We start from the raw sequence: 17879 nt of genomic DNA, 5'->3' as shown, positions 1-17879 counted from the left end.
GTAACATCTCACTGTTTCACAACAACGGACAACAACTATGAACAACTCAGGGAAATACCTTACGTGGGCGGTGCTCTCCGTGGTGGGAGCCTTTGCCCTGGGCTATATCGCCCTCAACCGGGGGGAGCAGATCAACGCGCTGTGGATCGTCGTCGCCTCCGTCTGCATTTATCTGATCGCATACCGTTTTTATGGCCGCTATATCGCTAAGACGGTACTGGGCGTAGACGGCACGCGCATGACGCCGGCCGTGCGTCATAACGACGGTCTGGACTACGTGCCGACCGATAAAAAAGTGCTGTTCGGTCACCATTTCGCGGCGATTGCCGGGGCAGGCCCGCTGGTGGGGCCGGTACTGGCCGCGCAGATGGGCTACCTGCCAGGGATGATCTGGATCCTCGCGGGGGTGGTGCTGGCGGGCGCGGTGCAGGACTTCATGGTGCTGTTCGTCTCCACCCGCCGCGACGGTCGTTCACTGGGTGAGCTGGTGAAAGAGGAGATGGGCGCAACCGCCGGGGTGATTGCGCTGGTGGCGACCTTTATGATCATGGTGATCATCCTCGCGGTGCTGGCGATGATCGTGGTGAAAGCCTTGACCCACAGCCCGTGGGGAACCTATACCGTCGCCTTCACCATTCCGCTGGCGCTGTTTATGGGGATCTATATCCGCTATCTGCGTCCGGGGCGCATTGGTGAAGTTTCAGTTATTGGCCTGGTGTTCCTGGTGTTTGCCATTATCTCCGGCGGCTGGGTAGCGGAAAGCCCGACCTGGGCGCCGTTCTTCGACTTCACCGGCGTGCAACTGACCTGGATGCTGGTGGGCTATGGCTTCGTGGCGGCGGTGCTGCCGGTATGGCTGCTGCTGGCCCCGCGTGACTACCTCTCCACCTTCCTGAAAATCGGCACCATCGTCGGGCTGGCGATCGGCATTCTGATTATGCGCCCGACCCTGACCATGCCTGCGCTGACCAAATTTATTGACGGCACCGGCCCGGTCTGGACCGGTAACCTGTTCCCGTTCCTGTTTATCACCATCGCCTGTGGGGCGGTGTCGGGCTTCCACGCGCTGATTGCCTCCGGGACCACGCCGAAGATGCTGGCGAATGAAAATCAGGCCTGCCTGATTGGCTACGGCGGCATGCTGATGGAATCCTTCGTGGCGATTATGGCGCTGGTTTCGGCCTGTATTATTGACCCGGGCGTTTACTTTGCGATGAACAGCCCAATGGCGGTACTGGCACCTGCCGGCACCGTTGACGTGGTTGCCTCTGCCGCGCAGGTGGTCAGCGGCTGGGGCTTTGCGATTACCCCTGAAACGTTGACGCATATCGCTAATGAGGTCGGCGAGCAGTCGATTATCTCTCGTGCAGGCGGGGCACCAACGCTGGCGGTGGGCATGGCCTACATTCTGCACGGCGCGCTGGGCGGGCTGATGGATGTCTCGTTCTGGTATCACTTCGCCATTCTGTTCGAGGCGCTGTTTATTCTGACGGCGGTGGATGCCGGTACGCGTGCGGCGCGCTTTATGTTGCAGGATCTGCTGGGGGTGATCTCCCCGAACCTGAAGCGTACCGATTCACTCCCGGCTAACCTGCTGGCGACGGCGCTGTGCGTGCTGGCGTGGGGCTACTTCCTGCATCAGGGCGTGGTCGATCCGCTGGGCGGGATTAACACCCTGTGGCCGCTGTTCGGTATCGCCAACCAGATGCTGGCGGGCATGGCCCTGATGCTCTGTGCCGTAGTCCTGTTCAAGATGAAGCGCCAGCGTTACGCATGGGTGGCGCTGGTGCCAACGGCGTGGCTGCTGATCTGTACCCTGACCGCGGGCTGGCAGAAAGCCTTCAGCCCGGACAACAAGGTGGGCTTCCTGGCGATCGCCAACAAGTTCCAGGCGATGATCGACAGCGGCAAGATCCCGGCACAGTACACCGAGTCGCAGCTGTCGCAGCTGGTGTTTAACAACCGTCTGGACGCCGGGCTGACCATCTTCTTTATGGTGGTGGTTGTGGTGCTGGCGTTGTATTCTCTGAAAACCGCGCTGGCGGCGTTGAAAGTCGACAAACCGACGGCGAAAGAGACGCCGTACGAGCCAATGCCTGAGAACCTGGACGAGATTGTCACCCAGGCGAAAGGGGCGCATTAACCCGTGTGCCGGGTGGCGGCTTCGCCTTACCCGGCCTACATTTCCTGTGAGATCAGAACTATGTTCGACACCCTTTCCAAAGCAGGTAAATACCTGGGCCAGGCCGCTAAAATGATGATTGGCGTGCCGGATTACGACAACTACGTCGAGCATATGCGCGTCAACCACCCGGACCAGACGCCCATGACCTACGAAGAATTTTTCCGCGACCGTCAGGACGCCCGCTACGGCGGCAAGGGCGGGGCGAAGTGCTGTTAACCCTCTTTTGGTAAATAGAGGCTGATCTGCTCCTGTTTACAGCCGTAAATTGCCGCCAGCTTTTCGCGGGTGCGCTTTTGCGGTCGGGAGTCCAGCGCTTCCAGCTGTGACACGGCGGACTGGCTGATGCCAAGCTTCTCCGCCACCTCCTGCTGGGACATGCCGCGTAAAATGCGCCAGGCGGCCTGTAGGCTGACGTTCTCGTTATGCATGACGTCGCACACTTCCCCCGGTAAACCTACGTTATCGTAGATATCTGATTCATAAGGGATGTCTTCCCAGTCGCTTTCATCCTCATCGTCATACTCAAGCGTGGCTAAACGCATGCGAAAATATTCACTATAAGGAATGACAACATACTGTTTTTTCCCTTCTTTATCCTTTATGAACTGAACAGTCATATTCCGTATGCTCCTCATGAAGGTAGGTGGTTGTTGTCCGGCGTTTAACCGCCACTACGTAGCAGATATCACCCGGCGGATCCCCGAAGGTGTAAATTACCCTGTAATCACCTAATCGCAGCCTGTAGTGGTTTTCGGGAGATGATAATTTCTTGATATCCGCGACAGGTGATGTTTTATCATCCATCTTCTCCAGCCTGAATTTAATGCGGTTCTGATATCGCGTATCGATTTTAGAAAATTGCTTCTCAGCGGTCTTTGACCAGACAATCTTCATCCGTACCTCCACTGTACGCCCACACAAAATATAAGGAAATAATAAGACTATTAGATAAATTCCGAATTTCTTATGGGTACTGTAGAGCGGAGAAAAACCGCGAGAAAGCGGCAAACCGCGAATCGTCGAGGCGGCTCGAACAGGCCTCTGCCGGACGACAGAGGCATACAGTAAATTTGCGATCAGGCGTTCAGACCGCCGTCGACATCCAGACCGGTGCCGGAAATTTGCCCCGCAGCCGGGCTGGCGAGGAAGGTGACCGCCGCTGCGATATCCTCCGGCTGGCCGTAATGGCCCAGGGCAATAAGCTGACGCTGAGAGTCAGCCTGCTCGCCGTCTTCCGGGTTCATATCGCTGTTGGTCGGGCCGGGGTGGACCAGGTTGACGGTAATGCCGCGCGGGCCTAAATCGCGGGCCAGACCTCGGGTGAGGGAGTTAAGGGCAGACTTGGTCATCGAGTAGACGGCGATCCCCGGCTGTGCCACGCGGTTCGCCAGACAGCTACCGATGTTGATGATGCGTCCGCCGTCAGACATATGCACCAGCGCTTCCTGAATGGCGATCACCACGCCGCGGATGTTGACGTTGATCAGAGCGTCGATGTCCGCCAGGGTCATGGACTCCAGCGGGCCGCCGCGCGCAATCCCGGCGTTATTGACCAGAATATCCAGCCCGCCGAGGGAGCGCGCCGCCTGCGTGACCGCATCCTGAATCGCCTGCGCGCTGGCGCTGTCGGCCTGAATCGCCTCGCCGTGTCGCCCCAGCGCGTTGATCTCATCGACAACCTGCTGGGCTTTATCGACGGATTTTTCGTAGGTGATAACCACATCGGCACCGGCGCGTGCCAGCGACAGCGCAATCGCCCGACCCAGCCCACGACTGGCGCCAGTAACCAGCGCCTTTTTACCTGTTAAATCGATCTGCATGATGACCTCGTTGCAAGAGTGGAGAGAATCATCATTAGGTATAGCCCGTCGGCGCGATTAACGGCTGAAGGATTCCACCTTCTCAAACGCGGCGCGCAGCACCTCAGGCGTTAACGTCACCGGCAGATAGTGAATCGACTCCACCGGGCGCAGGGTGTGGGCAATGACCTTATCCAGCTCGTCGCGGTTGTGAATATCGACGTCCAGCTCGCGAAGCGTGGTCGGCAGATTGAAGCGCTGGTACGCCGCCACCAGCTGCGCCAGCACGTCGTCCTGACCGAGCAGGGCGCTCTGCACCAGAATGCCGTAGGCCACCTTGGTGCCGTGCAGGTATTTTTCCGTCTGCGGCAGCACGGTTAAGCCGTTGTGCACCGCGTGCGCCGCCGCCACGCGGGTATAGCGCTCACCCAGACCGCCGACCATTCCGCCTCCGGCAATAATCGCATCCACCACGTCCCGGAACGCCTGCGTCTGTTCGCCGCGCTGCTGATCCGCAAGCGCTTCTTCGCTGCGTGCCAGCAGCACGTCACGGATCGCCAGCGCACCGTTCAGGCCAAGACGCACGGTCAGCGGCAGACTCTCAGGTTGAGGGGCGAGCACCGCCGCTTCGTACCACTTCGCCAGCGTATCGCCGATGCCCGCCAGCAGATATTCCGCCGGGGCGTTAAGGATGATCTGCGGCTCCACCAGCACCAGAAAGTTGGCGTCGTCAAAAATCTCAAACTGTAGCGCCTGACCGGCATCGTTGTACCAGACGGAGAGCGGGGTCCACGCCGCGCAGGTGGCGGCGATAGTGGGAATGCCTACGAACGGCACGCCCAGACGACGCGCCACGGCCTTGACGGTATCCATTACCGCACCGCCGCCCACGCCAATCACCACGCTGGTTTCACTACCCGACTCGTTCACCAGATGGGTGACGTCACGCTCGCTGCAATGGCCCTTAAACAGCAGATGTTTTGCCCCCGTCGCGTTAAAACTCTGCGGCAGATAAGGGCGTGCGCCCTCGATTGCCCGCTCGCCGTAGATCCACACCGCGCGGGAAAGCTGTTCCGGAGTAAAGAAATCATCCAGGTGGGCAAGGCTTCCCGGATGAGAGAAGTAGTTCGCCGGGCCGGGCACGACGCGGATATCGGTGTTGCTCATGAAGTTGTCCTTTTTTAGCAAGCGCTAACCCGATGTTATGTCTGGACATCCGGATGGCTAATAATATTTTGCTTTAACTTATGCCTTTTACGTCGTTGTCAGTCAACAAGAGCTGTGAAAAATTCGCTAAATCAGAAGAGTAATGAAGGATTTACGCGGATGGTTTCCAGTCGCCTTGAGATGCGCGGTATCAGCCTGGCCTTTTCCGGCTTTCAGGCCCTGTCGCGCGTGGATTTCACCCTGAACGGCGGGTCGGTGCATGCGCTGACCGGCGCCAACGGCGCGGGGAAATCGACGCTGATGGCGGTGCTGTGCGGGACGCACGATCGTTATGAAGGCGAAATCTGCATTAACAACCAGCCGGTAAGTATCCGCGAGCCGCTGGACGCCAAACGGCTGGGTATCCACCTTGTGCAGCAGGAGGTGGATGTGGCGCTCATCCCCGGGTTAAGCATTGCCGAAAACATCATGCTCGACCAGTTGGCGCATCCGGGGCACCGCTACAGCTGGCGCGCGGTTCGTCAGCAGGCGCGGCAGGCGCTGGCGCAGCTGGATGTTTCGCTCGACGTACGCCGCTCCATCGACAGTTGCACGCTGGCTGAAAAACAGCAGATTTTGCTTGCGCGGGCGCTCTCGCACCACTGCCGTTTTCTCATTCTTGATGAGCCCACCGCGCCGCTGGACGCGCACGAGAGTGAGCGTCTGTTTGCGGTAGTAAGACGTCTGCAACAGCAGGGTATCGGCGTGGTGTTTATCTCTCACCGCATTCACGAGCTGAAGGCCATCTGCGACACCCTGACGGTGCTTCGCGACGGCAGGCTGATTGAGTCCGGCCCGATGGCGGATCTGAGCGGCGAAGCGATTGTTGAGAAGATGCTCGGCCACGAACTGAGCGATATCTATCCGCCCCCGCGCCCGCCGCACGGTGAGGAGACGCTGCTGCGGGTGGAAGGGCTGCACGACGATGCGCTGCTGAAAGATATCTCCCTGCACCTGCGCAAAGGTGAAATCCTTGGCATTGCCGGGCTGGCGGGGGCGGGGAAAACGGAACTCTGCAAGGCGCTGTTTGGCGCCAGCAAAAGCCGCGTCGCGCGCGGCGAGCTGAACCATCAGGCCTGGAAACCGCGCGATCCGGCAGACTCGGTACTGCGCGGTCTGGCGCTGGTGCCGGAGGAGCGGCGCAAAGAGGGCATTTTTATCGACGAGCCGGTGAGCATGAACCTTGCCGTGTGCGCCGATAACAGCTTCTCGCGCTGGAGCCTGTTTGGTCATCGTCAGGCGTGGCGCTGGGCAGAAGAGGTGATTGCCCGCGTCGGTGTGCGCACGCGCGGGCCGGGGCAGGTGCTGCGTCGGCTTTCCGGCGGTAACCAGCAGAAGGTCGCCATCGGCAAATGGCTGCGCAATGACGCCAGCGTGCTGATATTCGACGAGCCGACCAAAGGCGTGGACGTGAAGGCCAAAACCGATCTGTTTCAGCTGATCGACGGCCTGGCGCGCGAGGGCAAAGGGGTGATTTACGCCTCGGGCGAGTTCGCCGAGCTGGTCGGGCTGTGCGACCGCATCTGCGTGCTGTGGGACGGACGCATCGTGGCGGAAATCGCCGGAGCCGAGGCCCGGGAAGAGACACTACTTTATTATTCAACCGGAGGAACGGCGTCGTGAGCAAGGCCCTTTCAGTGAACGCGGCGGCGTCTGGCCGTCAGCAGATTTTCGATTTTCTCTACAGGTGGGGCATGCTGCTGACCGTCGTCGCGCTGGTGGCGGTGTTTGGCCTGGTGTCGGACAGCTTCCTCGATCCGAACAACATCATCAACATTCTGCGCTCGATTGCCATCGTGACGGTGATTGCCATCGGCGTCTCGATTTCGCTGACCGTCGGCGGGTTCGATCTCTCGGTGGGGTCAACCGCGTCGCTGGCGAACGCGCTGGTGATTTCGCTTTTCGTCTGGCACGGCTTCGGCACCACCGAGTCGATTCTGCTGACCCTTGCGCTCTGCACGCTGGTCGGCCTGTTTAACGCCTTTCTGATCGTCATCCTGCGCATTCCGGACATGCTCGCGACCCTTGCCAGCCTGTTTGTCATCCAGGGCGTGGCGATGACCTACAGCTACGGCGGGTCGATTACCGAGAACATGGTGCTGCCGAGCGGCGACATGGCGGAAGGGACCATTCCGGCGGCATTCAGCCTGCTGGGGCAGGTGCCGACCATTGTGATCGTCATGCTGGTGGTGACGATTCTGGCGCAGCTTGGCCTGTCGCTGACCACCCACGGACGCCGGATGTACGCCATTGGCGGCAACCCGGAAGCCGCGCGTCTCTCCGGTATTCGTACCACGCGCTACAAGGTGGCGGCCTACGTGATCGCCTCGCTGCTGGCGGGACTGGGCGGAATTTTGCTGGCTTCGCGTATCGGTTCATCGCAGGTGAATGCGGGGGGCGGCTACCTGATGGATGCGGTGGCGGCGGCGTGGATCGGGTTCTCGCTGGCCGGGTCCGGCAAGCCGAACGCGCTGGGCACGCTGGTGGGGGCGGTGATCCTCGGCGTGCTGTCGAACGGGCTGGTGATGCTCTCCGTGCCGTATTACGCCATGGACATTATAAAAGGGCTGGTGCTCGCGATGGCACTGGCGATTACTTACATACAAAAACGCTGACAACACAACGGGATAATAAATGAAAAAGATTGCGCTCTCTTTGGTAGCTCTTGGATTACTCACTTCTTTGCCGGGCCTGGCGGCTACCCCCGCGCCGGTTCCGGCCGCCATTGCCAGCCATGACGGCCCCATTCGCATTGCGGTGATCCGCAACCTGGGCTCGGACGACAACACCACGCAGTTTGTTGCCGGGGCGATTCAGGAAGGGAAAAAGCTCGGCTTTAAGGTCAGCACGTTTTTAAGTAACGGGGACGACGCCAGATTCCAGGATTTCGTGAACCAGGCCATCAGCCAGAAATACGACGGGATTATTCTCTCTCAGGGGCGCGATCCGTACTCCACCGCGCTGGTAAAGAAGGCGGTGGATGCCGGGATTAAAGTTTCGGTGTTTGATACCGCCGTGAACGGCGAGATCCCGGGCGTAACCGTTACCCAGCAGGACGATGCCTCCCTGACCAACCTCTCTTTTGGTCAACTGGCGAAAGATTTCAACGGCAAGGCCAATATCGTCAAGCTGTGGGTCGCGGGCTTCCCGCCGATGGAGCGCCGTCAGGCGGCGTATAAAGAACTGCAAAAGCAGTATCCGGAGATTAAAGAGCTGGAGTCCATCGGCGCGGTCTCCTCTGACGTGCAGGGCGACACCGCCAACAAGGTGGGGGCGATCCTCGCGAAATACCCGAAAGGTAAAATCGACGCCATCTGGGGGACCTGGGATGCCTTCAGCCAGGGCGCGTATAAGGCGCTGAAAGAGAACGGCCGCACCGAGATCAAGCTCTACAGCATCGACATCTCCAACCAGGATCTCCAGCTGATGCGCGAGCCGGGTAGCCCGTGGAAGGTGAGCGTGGCGGTAGATCCGAAGCTGATTGGCGCGACCAACGTACGCCTGATCGCCAATAAGATTGCCGGAGAAGCGACGCCTGCCACCTACGATTTCAAGGCGGCGGCTATTCCGCAGGCGCTGCTGACCGCCCAGCCGGGCGCGGTGAACGTGGCGTCTCTGGGGAAAATCATTCCGGGCTGGGGCCAGACGGAAGATTTTATCGCGCCGTGGTTTGCGACGCTTGCCGCTAAAAACAAGTAAACCAAGCCGGGTGGCGGCTGCGCCTTACCCGGCCTACATTTCGCACCCGTAGGCCCGGTAAGCGTAGCGCCACCGGGCGTAAGGAGCATAAGGTGTCTCAATTACCCCCTCCCGAATACAGCCGCAATATGCGGCTGATTGGCCATAGCGACCAGGGCGGTCGTCCGGACGGTGTACAGCTGATGGTGCACCGTGGTTTCGCCTATATCGGTCATATGGTGTCGCAGGGCTTTTCCATTGTCGACGTGCGCGATCCGAAAAAACCAAAAGCCGCAGGTTACGTGCCCGCGCCGCCGGGTACCTGGAACGTACACCTCCAGGCGCACGACGATCTGCTGCTGGTGATTAACGCCCGGGACCTGTTTGCCGATGCGCGTTTTGCCGATGAGAAGGTCTACTACACGCGCCAGGTGGGGGAGACCGTCAGCGACGTGCAGGATAAAGGCTGGAGCGCCGGGCTTCGCGTCTTTGATATCTCCACGCCGGACAGGCCGCGCGAAATCGGTTTTCTGTCGCTGAGCGGCATCGGCATTCACCGCATCTGGTACGTCGGCGGCCGCTGGGCCTACGTTTCAGCGCTGATCGACGGCTTTACCGACTATATCTTCCTGACCATCGATCTTGCGGACCCGCGTAAGCCTGAAGTGGCGGGGCGCTGGTGGCTGCCCGGGATGAACCAGGCCGGAGGGGAGAAGCCGGACTGGCCGGATGGGAAGCGCTACGCGCTGCACCACGCGATTATCGCGGGGGATACCGCCTACGGCAGCTGGCGCGACGGCGGCCTGACGCTGCTGGACGTGAAGGACCGCACCCGGCCTAAGCTCATTAGCCACCGTAACTGGAGCCCGCCGTTTGGTGGTGGGACGCACACCGCGCTGCCGCTGCCGGATCGCGACCTGCTGGTGGTACTGGACGAGGCGGTGCTGGATAACCAGCAGGACGGCGAAAAGCTGATCTGGCTGTTTGATATCCGCGAGCCGTCGAACCCGGTAAGTATTGCCACCTTCCCGCAGCCGGATGAAACCGACTACGTGACGAAAGGGGCGCATTTTGGGCCGCACAACCTGCATGAGAACCGGCCGGGAAGCTTCGTCAGCTCAACGCTGATCTTCGCGACGTACCAGAACGCGGGGGTGCGCGCGTATGACATTTCCAATCCGTATCGCCCGGTGGAAACGGGAGCGCTGGTGCCCGCGGCGCCGGAGAGGATGATGGATACGCGGCCCAACCGCCCGCAGGTGATCCAGTCGTGCGACGTGTTTGTGGATGCGCAGGGGATTATTTACAGCACGGATTATAACGGCGGGATGTCGGTGATTGAGTATTTGGGGTGAGTTTTTGCCGGGTGGCGGCTTCGCCTTACCCGGCCTACATTTTGCACCCGTAGGCCCGGTAAGCGGAGCGCCACCGGGCAAACGTTCTCAGCTGTACTGCCGCACCCGCGCCACCAGCTCTTCCGCGCTGTCGATGCGGTCGGCAATGACAATCAGCGCTTTACCGAGGGATATTGCATGGCGCAGGCATTCGTGGCGCATGGCTTCATCCTGGATGGTGTCGATATCCGCGACGTGGGAAAGCCCGACGCTGCGGCGAATGAGTTCGGTGCCGCAGAAGCCGATGGCGTCATGCCAGACCTTTTTCAGGAACGCGGAGGCATAGCCCGGCACGCCGAGCGCGGCGTCGCGGGCTTTCTCGTTTGCCAGCGCCTGGAAGCGTTCCGCGAAGGTGTTCCACAGCTCCTGAATATCGGTCAGCCGCTGCTCGCGCGCGGCGGCGGCATCGCGAATGCCAAGATGCCCCGGCAGGCCGCAGAAGTTCAGCAGCAGGTTGCCAATGGCGGTGCCAACGTCAAAGCCAATCGGCCCAAAATAGCCGAACTCAGCGTCGATGGCCTTCAGGCTGCCGTCGGCCACAAAAATCGAACCGCTGTGAATGTCTCCGTGCAGCAGGGCTTCGGCGTGCGAGAAAAAGCGGTGCTTGAGGGAGGCCACGGCGATTTTAAGCTGGGCGTCGTCGCGCAGGGCGGCAACGTCGTTTTCCAGCTCGGCCGGGTAGCTGTTGCGCGCGTGGATCTGGTACGGATCGTTAAAGAACAGATCTTCGGTGATCTCGCACATCTCCGGGTTGATGAATTTCGCTACCTGCGCTTTTTTATCGTGCGGATGCAGATAAAAATCGCTGGTGTGAAACAGGGTGTGAGCCAGATATTCCCCCAGCTGACGCGCCGCCTGGGGGTAGTAAATGTTGTTAATCAGCTCGCCGCGCCAGATGCGATGGCTGGAGAGATCTTCCATCACCATCACCGCCAGTTCCGGGTCAAAGTGGTGGATTTTTACCGTGTGCTGCGGGCTGTGCTGGTAATGCTCGACCAGGGTTTGCGCTTCAAGACGGGCACGATCCAGCGTCAGCGGCCAGGATTCGCCGACGCAGCGTACATAGGGCAGCGCCTGCTTAACGACGATGCGGCTCACGCCCGCGCGGTCGAAAATTTTAAAGACCAGGTTGAGGTTGCCGTCGCCGATTTCCTGCGCCTCTACCAGCGATGAAGGATCGTCAAGTCCGCCAAACTGCCTGGCATACTCCACGGCGTCCTGAGCGGTAAAGGTACGGTATTGCGACATGGCCTGCTCCTCAGTTTTGCTAATTAAGACATGTAGACGTCTATACATCTGGATTTCATCCTGACACAATGTGCTACAACAACGCAACAGGGAATTAACGACATGCAGACATTACAGACGACCAGCCTGCGGGTGGCGGATAATCAGCTCTTTATTCTCGACCAGCAGGCGCTTCCACAGGAGAAACGCTGGCTCGATGCCTCGACGGTCGAGGCGCTGGTCGGGCACATCCACGCCCTGCGGGTGCGCGGCGCGCCGCTGATTGGTCTCTCTGCAAGCCTGTTGCTGGCGCTGTTAGCGGAAAGCGGCAAAAGCCGCGACGAGCTGGCGGTGGCGCTGGAAACCCTGCGCGCCTCCCGCCCGACGGCGGTGAACCTGATGAATAACCTCGATCGCATGAAGATTGCGCTGTGGCAGGAAGATTATATTCCGGCGCTGATGGCTGAAGCGCTGCGGCTGATTGACGAAGACAAACGGCTCTGTGACGCTATTGCCAGTGCGGGCAGCGCGCTGGTGAAGCCCGGCAGCCGTCTGCTGACCCACTGCAACACCGGCGGGCTGGCGACGGCGGGCGTCGGTACCGCGCTGGGGGTGATTGCTCGCGCGCATCAGGAAGGCAAGGTAAGCAACGTCTGGGTGGATGAAACCCGTCCGCTATTGCAGGGCGGCAGGCTGACCGCGTGGGAACTCGGCGAGCTGGGCGTACCGTATCAGCTGATTACCGACTCCATGGCCGCCAGCCTGATGGCAAAAGGGCAGGTGGACGCCGTGTGGGTGGGTGCAGACCGCATTGCCGCCAACGGCGACGTGGCGAACAAAATCGGCACCTATTCCCTGGCGGTGCTGGCGAAGTTTCACGGCATTCCGTTCTACGTCGCTGCCCCGCAAACGACCCTCGACCCGGACTGCCCGAACGGTGACGCAATCCCGATTGAGCAGCGCGCGGCCAGTGAAGTGACGGGCGTGGCGGGGAGCTTTGGCGCGGTGCAGTGGGCGCCGCAAGAGGCGCAGGTCTATAACCCGGCGTTTGACGTCACGCCTGCCTCGCTGATTAGCGGCTGGGTGCTGGATACTGGCGTGGTCACGCCGGACGAGGTAGCGGCAGGGAAATTTGCCTGAGTCCGGCTATCCTTTAAGGGGGTTCCATGAGAGGACAACATCGTGACGCTCGATCCTGACACAGACTTAAAACTGGAGCGCGTGGTGGATGCACCGCGCGACCTCGGCGATTGCGCGTCATCCGACGAAGGAGATCCGCGAGCAACATGAGCAGATGGGCTTCCACGAAGCATGGGGCGTGGTGCTGGATCATCTGGTGGGGTATGTTAAGGGGCTTAACGCGTAGTGCGCGCGGGTGCCCTCACCCCAACCCTCTCCCACAGGGAGAGGGGGCTAACCGTGCCTGTTCAGACTATGCCAGGCGTGGATACGCATCCGCAATCGCATCCCCGGTAAACTGTGCGACCCAACCCTCCGGGTTATCGAAGATACGAATCGCCGTAAAGTTCGGCTCTGAGCCCATATCAAACCAGTGCGGCGTGCCCGCGGGAACGGAAATCAGGTCGTTTTTCTCGCACAGCACCTGATACACTTCATCGCCGATGTGCAGGCAGAACAATCCCGCCCCTTCCACGAAAAAGCGCACTTCGTCTTCACCGTGAGTGTGTTCGTTCAGAAACTTCGCGCGCAGCGCCTCTTTCTGCGGATTGTCGGCGCGCAGGCTGATCACATCCCAGCTCTGGTAACCTTTCTCTGCCACCAGCTTGTCGATCGCATGCTGATAGGCCGCGATCACGGCTTCAGGCGCGGGATCGTGCCCTAAATCGCGATCCGCCGCCCAGCGTTCAAACCGCACGCCTTTGGCGTTGAGCTGTTGGGCAATCTCGGCGGCGTCGGTGCTGTGCCACTGGTGCTGACTGGCGTCTTTATCGGAATAAATGGTCAATGCGCTCATGAAGGGATCTGCTCCGGATTAATCTCGTCAAACTGGTGGATCTGATGATGATGGCTTGCGCCGTCATCTTCACCGCGAATCAGTTGCAGGGTACGAAAACCCGCCTGCTCAGCCGCGTCCAGCTCCTGATGAATATCCGACAGAAACAGGATCTGCGACGGGGCAATGCCCGTTTGCGCCGCAATATTTTGATAAGACTGCACCTCGCGCTTGGCGCCAATGTGGGTATCAAAATAGCCGCTGAACAGATGAGTAATATCACCTTCGTCGCTGTAGCCAAATAACAGTTTCTGCGCGGCGACAGAGCCAGAGGAATAAACATAGAGATCAATCCCTTGCGCCTTCCATTTTTCCAGCGCGGGCAGTACGTCAGGATAGAGGTGTCCGGTAAAGTCACCGTTGACGTAACCGTCCTGCCAGATGATGCCTTGCAGGGCTTTGAGCGCCGTCGATTTGCGGTCTTCATCCATAAAGGTAAACAGTACGTTGATGAGATCGCTGACGCTGGCATGCGGAGCGCTGATTTCATCGCGCAGGTTGTCCAGAATCGATTTGACCGGCTCGGCGTACTGCTGCGCGGTCACAAAGGCCGCCAGCCGCTCACGCGCGTAGGGGAACAAAACATCATGGACAAAACGGATATCGCTGGTGGTCCCTTCAATATCCGTCACAATCGCGCGAATCATACTCTCTCCCATTGTCGTAAACGCATTTCGCATTCAAATAAGAATTCTAAACCTTCCAGATGACGGCGGGCTTCGGCCACGTCGCGTCCCCAGCAGGTTAAGCCATGACCGCGCAGAAGAAAACCATAATTAAGCGGACGTTCCTGCGCGTAATGGGCGATGCGAGAGGCGAGGGCGTCGATGTCCTGGTCGTTATCAAACACCGGGATGGCCACCGTATCCTGGTGCGTGGTCTGCCCGGTAAGGGATTTTTGCATCTCGAAACCGGTGATCTTCAGCTCGGCCTCGTTGACCAGACGCGACAGCACCGTGGCATTGACAGTGTGAACGTGCAGGACGGCGTTAGCCTCGGGAAACAGGCGATAGATGAGGGTATGCAGCCCGGTCTCTGCCGACGGTTTACGGCCAGACGGCGCACGGTTGGTGGCGATTTCAACCTGTAGAAAATCGGCGGTGGTCAGGCTGCCTTTATCTTTTCCGGATTCGCTCAGCCAGCACAGGTGTTCATCCTGACGCACGGACATATTGCCGCCGGTAGCGGGCGCCCAGCCTTTGGCGCCAATCCAGCGGCAGGCCTCGACCAGGTGTGTGAGTTGCAGGTTGTCTGTCATTTCCTTTTACCCTCTCGGTCAGGAATATTTATATCGTTTAGACGTCTAAGCGTCTTGATTGCCAAAGACTAACATCGTGTTATAGTGTCAGCAACATAAGTATTACAGGCAGGCACACTACAATGAGCAATAACCCGTTGATCCCGCAGAGTAAACTTCCAAATCTCGGCACGACGATTTTTACCCAGATGAGCGCCCTGGCGCAGCAGCACAACGCCATTAACCTCTCACAAGGTTTTCCGGATTTTGACGGGCCGAAATATTTGCAGGAGCGTCTGGCGTACCACGTGGCGCAGGGAGCCAACCAGTACGCGCCGATGACCGGCGTGCAGGCGTTGCGTGAAGCCATTGCGGATAAAACGGCTGAGCTGTATGGCTATAAACCTGATGCGAACAGCGATATCACGGTAACCGCAGGGGCGACCGAAGCGCTGTATGCGGCGATAACCGCCCTGGTGCGTACGGGCGATGAGGTGATTTGTTTTGACCCGAGCTACGATAGCTACGCCCCGGCGATTGAACTGGCCGGCGGCGTAGTGAAACGCGTGGCGCTCCAGCCGCCGCATTTTCGTCCGGACTGGCAGGCGTTTGCCGCGCTGCTGAGCGATAAAACCCGGCTGGTGATCCTGAATACGCCGCACAACCCATCGGCGACGGTGTGGCAGAAGAGCGATTTTGCCGCCCTGTGGCAGGCCATCGCCGAACGTGAAATCTATGTTCTGAGCGACGAGGTGTATGAGCATATCTGCTTCGCCGAAGAGGGGCATGCCAGCGTGCTGGCGCATCCGCAGCTTCGTGAGCGTGCAATCGCGGTATCGTCATTTGGCAAAACCTACCATATGACCGGCTGGAAGGTCGGGTACTGCGTGGCGCCCGCCGCCATCAGCGCTGAGCTGCGTAAAGTGCATCAGTATCTGACGTTTGCGGTGAACACACCCGCTCAGCTGGCGCTGGCGGATATGCTGCGCAGCGAACCCGGACACTACCGTGAGCTACCGGATTTCTACCGTGCGCGTCGGGATCGGTTTGTGGCTGCGTTGAGCAAAAGCCGTCTGGAGATTTTACCCTGTGAAGGGACCTATTTCCTGCTGGCCGACTACAGCGCGATTTCCGATCTGGACGACGTGAGTTTCTGCCAGTGGCTGACGAAAGAGGTGGGCGTGGCGGCCATTCCGCTGTCGGTGTTCTGCGCCGATCCCTTCCCGCATAAGCTGATCCGACTTTGCTTTGCGAAGCAGGAATCGACGCTGCTGGCAGCGGCAGCGCGGTTAAACGCGCTCTGACTATTTCACCGTCCAGGCTTCAGAAAAACGACGGTCTGCGAAGAGTTCGAGCAGACCGTTGATTTGTTTGAGGCGCAGTACTTCGTCGCTATCCATCCCAAGCTCCTTGCCTATCTTCTCGTCGTCCCAGCCGAGCTGAACCAGTTCACGAACAATCTCTGACATGGCGTTGATTTGATGCCGCCCACGAGCCCGATTGTGGCGAATGGTGGCCGCCATTCGGTTATGTTTGTCCTGTCGCTCCTGGCGCAGGCAAGTGACGGGTAAGTACCCTTTGAGCTGGCGCTTCAAAACCGCCCGGGTTGTGCCAATTTCATGGCGGTGAAAACCGTCCACGATTTCATACTGCTGCTGTTCGCTTTCGGTCACAACGATAGGCTGGGTGAATCCATCAAGTTCCAGTGACTTGCTGAGTAATCGTTTTTCCGGTGGGGCAACGTTATTGGGGTTGTAATCGTTGGCGGTAATCGCGTCCTGTTTAACCCAGAGCACACAGTCTATAGGTTGCTCACGAAAAGGGCTGTTTTTATGTATTGCCTGACGGAAGGCGTTAATGGCATTGATCCGATCCTCTTCGGCAAGTGATTGAAGGTAGATGTCAATTTCGGTGATTATTCGCTGTCGCATAAAATGCCCCACTCCTTGCGTTTTGCCTTCACTCTGTCGCTGTAGCGCTGATAGTGTTTTAGTTTATTTGGGCTAAATGACAGGGCCCTGCACCAGTAATCGTTATTAAGTAAAACCTTACAGATACGTCGCCAGGAGGGGATGTCCTTGGCGCCAATGTCGCCCTCCTGCGTATCGGGAATATCGTTCATGCCTCGCTTTTGATACCAGTGGAGATAAACCGCAATTTTATTGCGGTAATGCTCCGCCGTATTTTGCGGCATGCTGTCGAGTAGCAGCATGGCGTATTCGCGCCAGCCAAGATGGTCTGGTTTCAGGATCTTCCGGTGGCCATAAAAATGGTTATCGTGCCCGGCATAAATACCGCCGCTGCGCACCCCGCAGGCACGCTCACACATCGCCGCCCAGCGTTCGGGTTCAATGACATGATAGAGCCACAAGCCCTGACGCTGTTCCGGGCCAAACGGTTCGCAGATGCGCATATAACGCGGCGGCACCCCCGCCTTGTACATCAGGTCGTATAACGGGTTATAGCAACATTTCGATTTCGCGAACCACGTCCAGATGTCGGCGGTTTTCCAGTCGTACAGAGGGTAGATATACCAGGTGTGCCCGCCCGGTGCGACGGTCGTCCAGGGTTTATCGTCAGAAAAGCGCTGCTTACGTGCCGACGCGATAGCCAGAAAGCGGTTGTAGGATTCATCGGCGCGGATCCCCACCATAACGGCGGCAGGACGTTTTTGCGCATACCATTCGGCAAACTCTCGCACGAAGACTTCAAACGTCATTCCCTGCTGATAAAAATCGAAATAGTGATAATCGGTAATGGCATCTTCCGGTGGCTGGCGAACCCAGTTTGTCCCGGGTTCCCAGCACTGCCATTCAGGTTGAAACTGTGACAGGGCGTTCTGGGTCGTGAGCGGAAGCGCTACCCACCAGAACTGATGGATAACATCCCGATACAGCGTTCTCATCGTGTCAACATGCTGAATGGTTGAGGAGAATTGCGCTTCCCAGTCCAGAAAGATGACATCTATTTTTCGCTTTAATTGCCGTGCTTGCTGGGCAACGAGATGCAGCATCACGGTAGAATCTTTTCCACCGGAAAAGGAAACGCATACCCTGGAGAAATTGTTTAGCGTCCAGTCTATGCGTTCCGCTGAAGCGTCTAAAACATTTTCCTGTAAAGGGATTTTATAGATCGACAT

The 17879-nt window shown here is 58.8% G+C and carries 19 protein-coding genes; 9 read left to right on the top strand and 10 right to left on the bottom strand.

What is annotated here, in order from left to right:
- Positions 1 to 37: 37 nt before the first annotated feature.
- Complete coding sequence (cstA, locus tag ACJTMZ_RS07480) at positions 38 to 2143, top strand: pyruvate/proton symporter CstA (RefSeq protein ID WP_015571172.1); 2106 nt, start codon at positions 38 to 40, stop codon at positions 2141 to 2143.
- Positions 2144 to 2203: 60 nt separating this feature from the next.
- Entirely contained in the window at positions 2204 to 2401 is a 198-nt protein-coding gene (locus tag ACJTMZ_RS07475) for a YbdD/YjiX family protein (protein ID WP_006809671.1), read from the top strand.
- Here ACJTMZ_RS07475 and ACJTMZ_RS07470 read toward each other — a convergent pair.
- The 4 genes from ACJTMZ_RS07470 to ACJTMZ_RS07455 form a co-directional block, all read right to left on the bottom strand.
- Positions 2398 to 2802, bottom strand: a complete 405-nt coding sequence (locus tag ACJTMZ_RS07470) for a helix-turn-helix transcriptional regulator (protein WP_017694334.1) — start codon at positions 2800 to 2802, stop codon at positions 2398 to 2400. The two genes, ACJTMZ_RS07475 and ACJTMZ_RS07470, sit on opposite strands and share 4 nt — an antisense overlap.
- Positions 2777 to 3079 carry a type II toxin-antitoxin system RelE/ParE family toxin gene (locus ACJTMZ_RS07465; RefSeq protein WP_015571170.1) on the bottom strand — a complete coding sequence of 101 codons (303 nt, stop codon included), beginning with the start codon at positions 3077 to 3079 and terminating at the stop codon, positions 2777 to 2779. The genes ACJTMZ_RS07470 and ACJTMZ_RS07465 overlap by 26 nt, the downstream gene beginning before the upstream one ends.
- Positions 3080 to 3261: 182 nt before the next feature.
- Positions 3262 to 4005, bottom strand: coding sequence for an SDR family NAD(P)-dependent oxidoreductase (locus ACJTMZ_RS07460; protein WP_017382507.1), 744 nt, complete (start codon positions 4003 to 4005; stop codon positions 3262 to 3264).
- Between the two features lie 57 nt (positions 4006 to 4062).
- On the bottom strand, positions 4063 to 5151 hold the full coding sequence (locus ACJTMZ_RS07455; protein ID WP_047063326.1) for an oxidoreductase: 1089 nt from the start codon (positions 5149 to 5151) through the stop codon (positions 4063 to 4065).
- A 159-nt stretch (positions 5152 to 5310) separates the two neighbouring features.
- Here ACJTMZ_RS07455 and ACJTMZ_RS07450 point away from each other — a divergent pair, with 159 nt between their 5' ends.
- The 4 genes from ACJTMZ_RS07450 to ACJTMZ_RS07435 all read left to right on the top strand — a co-directional run bounded on the left by ACJTMZ_RS07450 (position 5311) and on the right by ACJTMZ_RS07435 (position 10223).
- Entirely contained in the window at positions 5311 to 6813 is a 1503-nt protein-coding gene (locus ACJTMZ_RS07450) for a sugar ABC transporter ATP-binding protein (RefSeq protein ID WP_023296101.1), read from the top strand.
- Positions 6810 to 7805 carry an ABC transporter permease gene (locus ACJTMZ_RS07445; RefSeq protein WP_252010900.1) on the top strand — a complete coding sequence of 332 codons (996 nt, stop codon included), beginning with the start codon at positions 6810 to 6812 and terminating at the stop codon, positions 7803 to 7805. Before ACJTMZ_RS07450 ends, ACJTMZ_RS07445 begins: the two co-directional genes overlap by 4 nt.
- Positions 7806 to 7824: 19 nt before the next feature.
- Complete coding sequence (locus tag ACJTMZ_RS07440; RefSeq protein ID WP_015571167.1) at positions 7825 to 8889, top strand: sugar ABC transporter substrate-binding protein; 1065 nt, start codon at positions 7825 to 7827, stop codon at positions 8887 to 8889.
- A gap of 92 nt (positions 8890 to 8981) precedes the next feature.
- Positions 8982 to 10223, top strand: coding sequence for an LVIVD repeat-containing protein (locus ACJTMZ_RS07435; protein ID WP_252010899.1), 1242 nt, complete (start codon positions 8982 to 8984; stop codon positions 10221 to 10223).
- 87 nt (positions 10224 to 10310) lie between these two features.
- Here the strand turns inward: ACJTMZ_RS07435 and mtnK are convergent, their stop codons facing one another.
- Complete coding sequence (gene mtnK, locus ACJTMZ_RS07430; RefSeq protein ID WP_252010898.1) at positions 10311 to 11510, bottom strand: S-methyl-5-thioribose kinase; 1200 nt, start codon at positions 11508 to 11510, stop codon at positions 10311 to 10313.
- A 102-nt stretch (positions 11511 to 11612) separates the two neighbouring features.
- Between mtnK and mtnA the strand changes: the two genes are divergently transcribed.
- The gene (gene mtnA, locus ACJTMZ_RS07425) at positions 11613 to 12629 is read left to right on the top strand and encodes an S-methyl-5-thioribose-1-phosphate isomerase (RefSeq protein ID WP_252010897.1); all 1017 of its coding nucleotides are present in this window, start codon (positions 11613 to 11615) and stop codon (positions 12627 to 12629) included.
- 88 nt (positions 12630 to 12717) lie between these two features.
- Positions 12718 to 12855: a hypothetical protein gene (locus tag ACJTMZ_RS07420; RefSeq protein WP_017694329.1), complete on the top strand. Its 138-nt coding sequence runs from the start codon at positions 12718 to 12720 to the stop codon at positions 12853 to 12855.
- A gap of 66 nt (positions 12856 to 12921) precedes the next feature.
- On the opposite strand, the gene ACJTMZ_RS07415 is transcribed toward ACJTMZ_RS07420, so the two are convergent.
- The 3 genes from ACJTMZ_RS07415 to ACJTMZ_RS07405 are packed head-to-tail and all read right to left on the bottom strand — an operon-like array spanning position 12922 to position 14761.
- Positions 12922 to 13464: an acireductone dioxygenase gene (locus ACJTMZ_RS07415; RefSeq protein WP_023315605.1), complete on the bottom strand. Its 543-nt coding sequence runs from the start codon at positions 13462 to 13464 to the stop codon at positions 12922 to 12924.
- On the bottom strand, positions 13461 to 14150 hold the full coding sequence (gene mtnC, locus ACJTMZ_RS07410; RefSeq protein WP_006809660.1) for an acireductone synthase: 690 nt from the start codon (positions 14148 to 14150) through the stop codon (positions 13461 to 13463). Before mtnC ends, ACJTMZ_RS07415 begins: the two co-directional genes overlap by 4 nt.
- A complete protein-coding gene (locus ACJTMZ_RS07405; RefSeq protein ID WP_017382494.1) occupies positions 14147 to 14761 on the bottom strand; it encodes a methylthioribulose 1-phosphate dehydratase in 615 nt (204 codons plus the stop codon). Before ACJTMZ_RS07405 ends, mtnC begins: the two co-directional genes overlap by 4 nt.
- A 122-nt stretch (positions 14762 to 14883) precedes the next feature.
- Between ACJTMZ_RS07405 and ACJTMZ_RS07400 the strand changes: the two genes are divergently transcribed.
- Positions 14884 to 16044, top strand: a complete 1161-nt coding sequence (locus ACJTMZ_RS07400) for a pyridoxal phosphate-dependent aminotransferase (protein ID WP_032620087.1) — start codon at positions 14884 to 14886, stop codon at positions 16042 to 16044.
- Here the strand turns inward: ACJTMZ_RS07400 and ACJTMZ_RS07395 are convergent, their stop codons facing one another.
- Positions 16045 to 16671 carry a ParB/RepB/Spo0J family partition protein gene (locus ACJTMZ_RS07395; RefSeq protein ID WP_163358782.1) on the bottom strand — a complete coding sequence of 209 codons (627 nt, stop codon included), beginning with the start codon at positions 16669 to 16671 and terminating at the stop codon, positions 16045 to 16047.
- Complete coding sequence (locus ACJTMZ_RS07390) at positions 16656 to 17879, bottom strand: DUF3440 domain-containing protein (protein ID WP_252010896.1); 1224 nt, start codon at positions 17877 to 17879, stop codon at positions 16656 to 16658. The genes ACJTMZ_RS07395 and ACJTMZ_RS07390 overlap by 16 nt, the downstream gene beginning before the upstream one ends.

The sequence above is a fragment of the Enterobacter sp. DN genome (assembly GCF_046054285.1).
Lineage (GTDB): Bacteria > Pseudomonadota > Gammaproteobacteria > Enterobacterales > Enterobacteriaceae > Enterobacter > Enterobacter hormaechei_C.
Note: the sequence above shows the minus strand (reverse complement) of the source record. Positions and strands in the feature narration are given on the sequence as shown.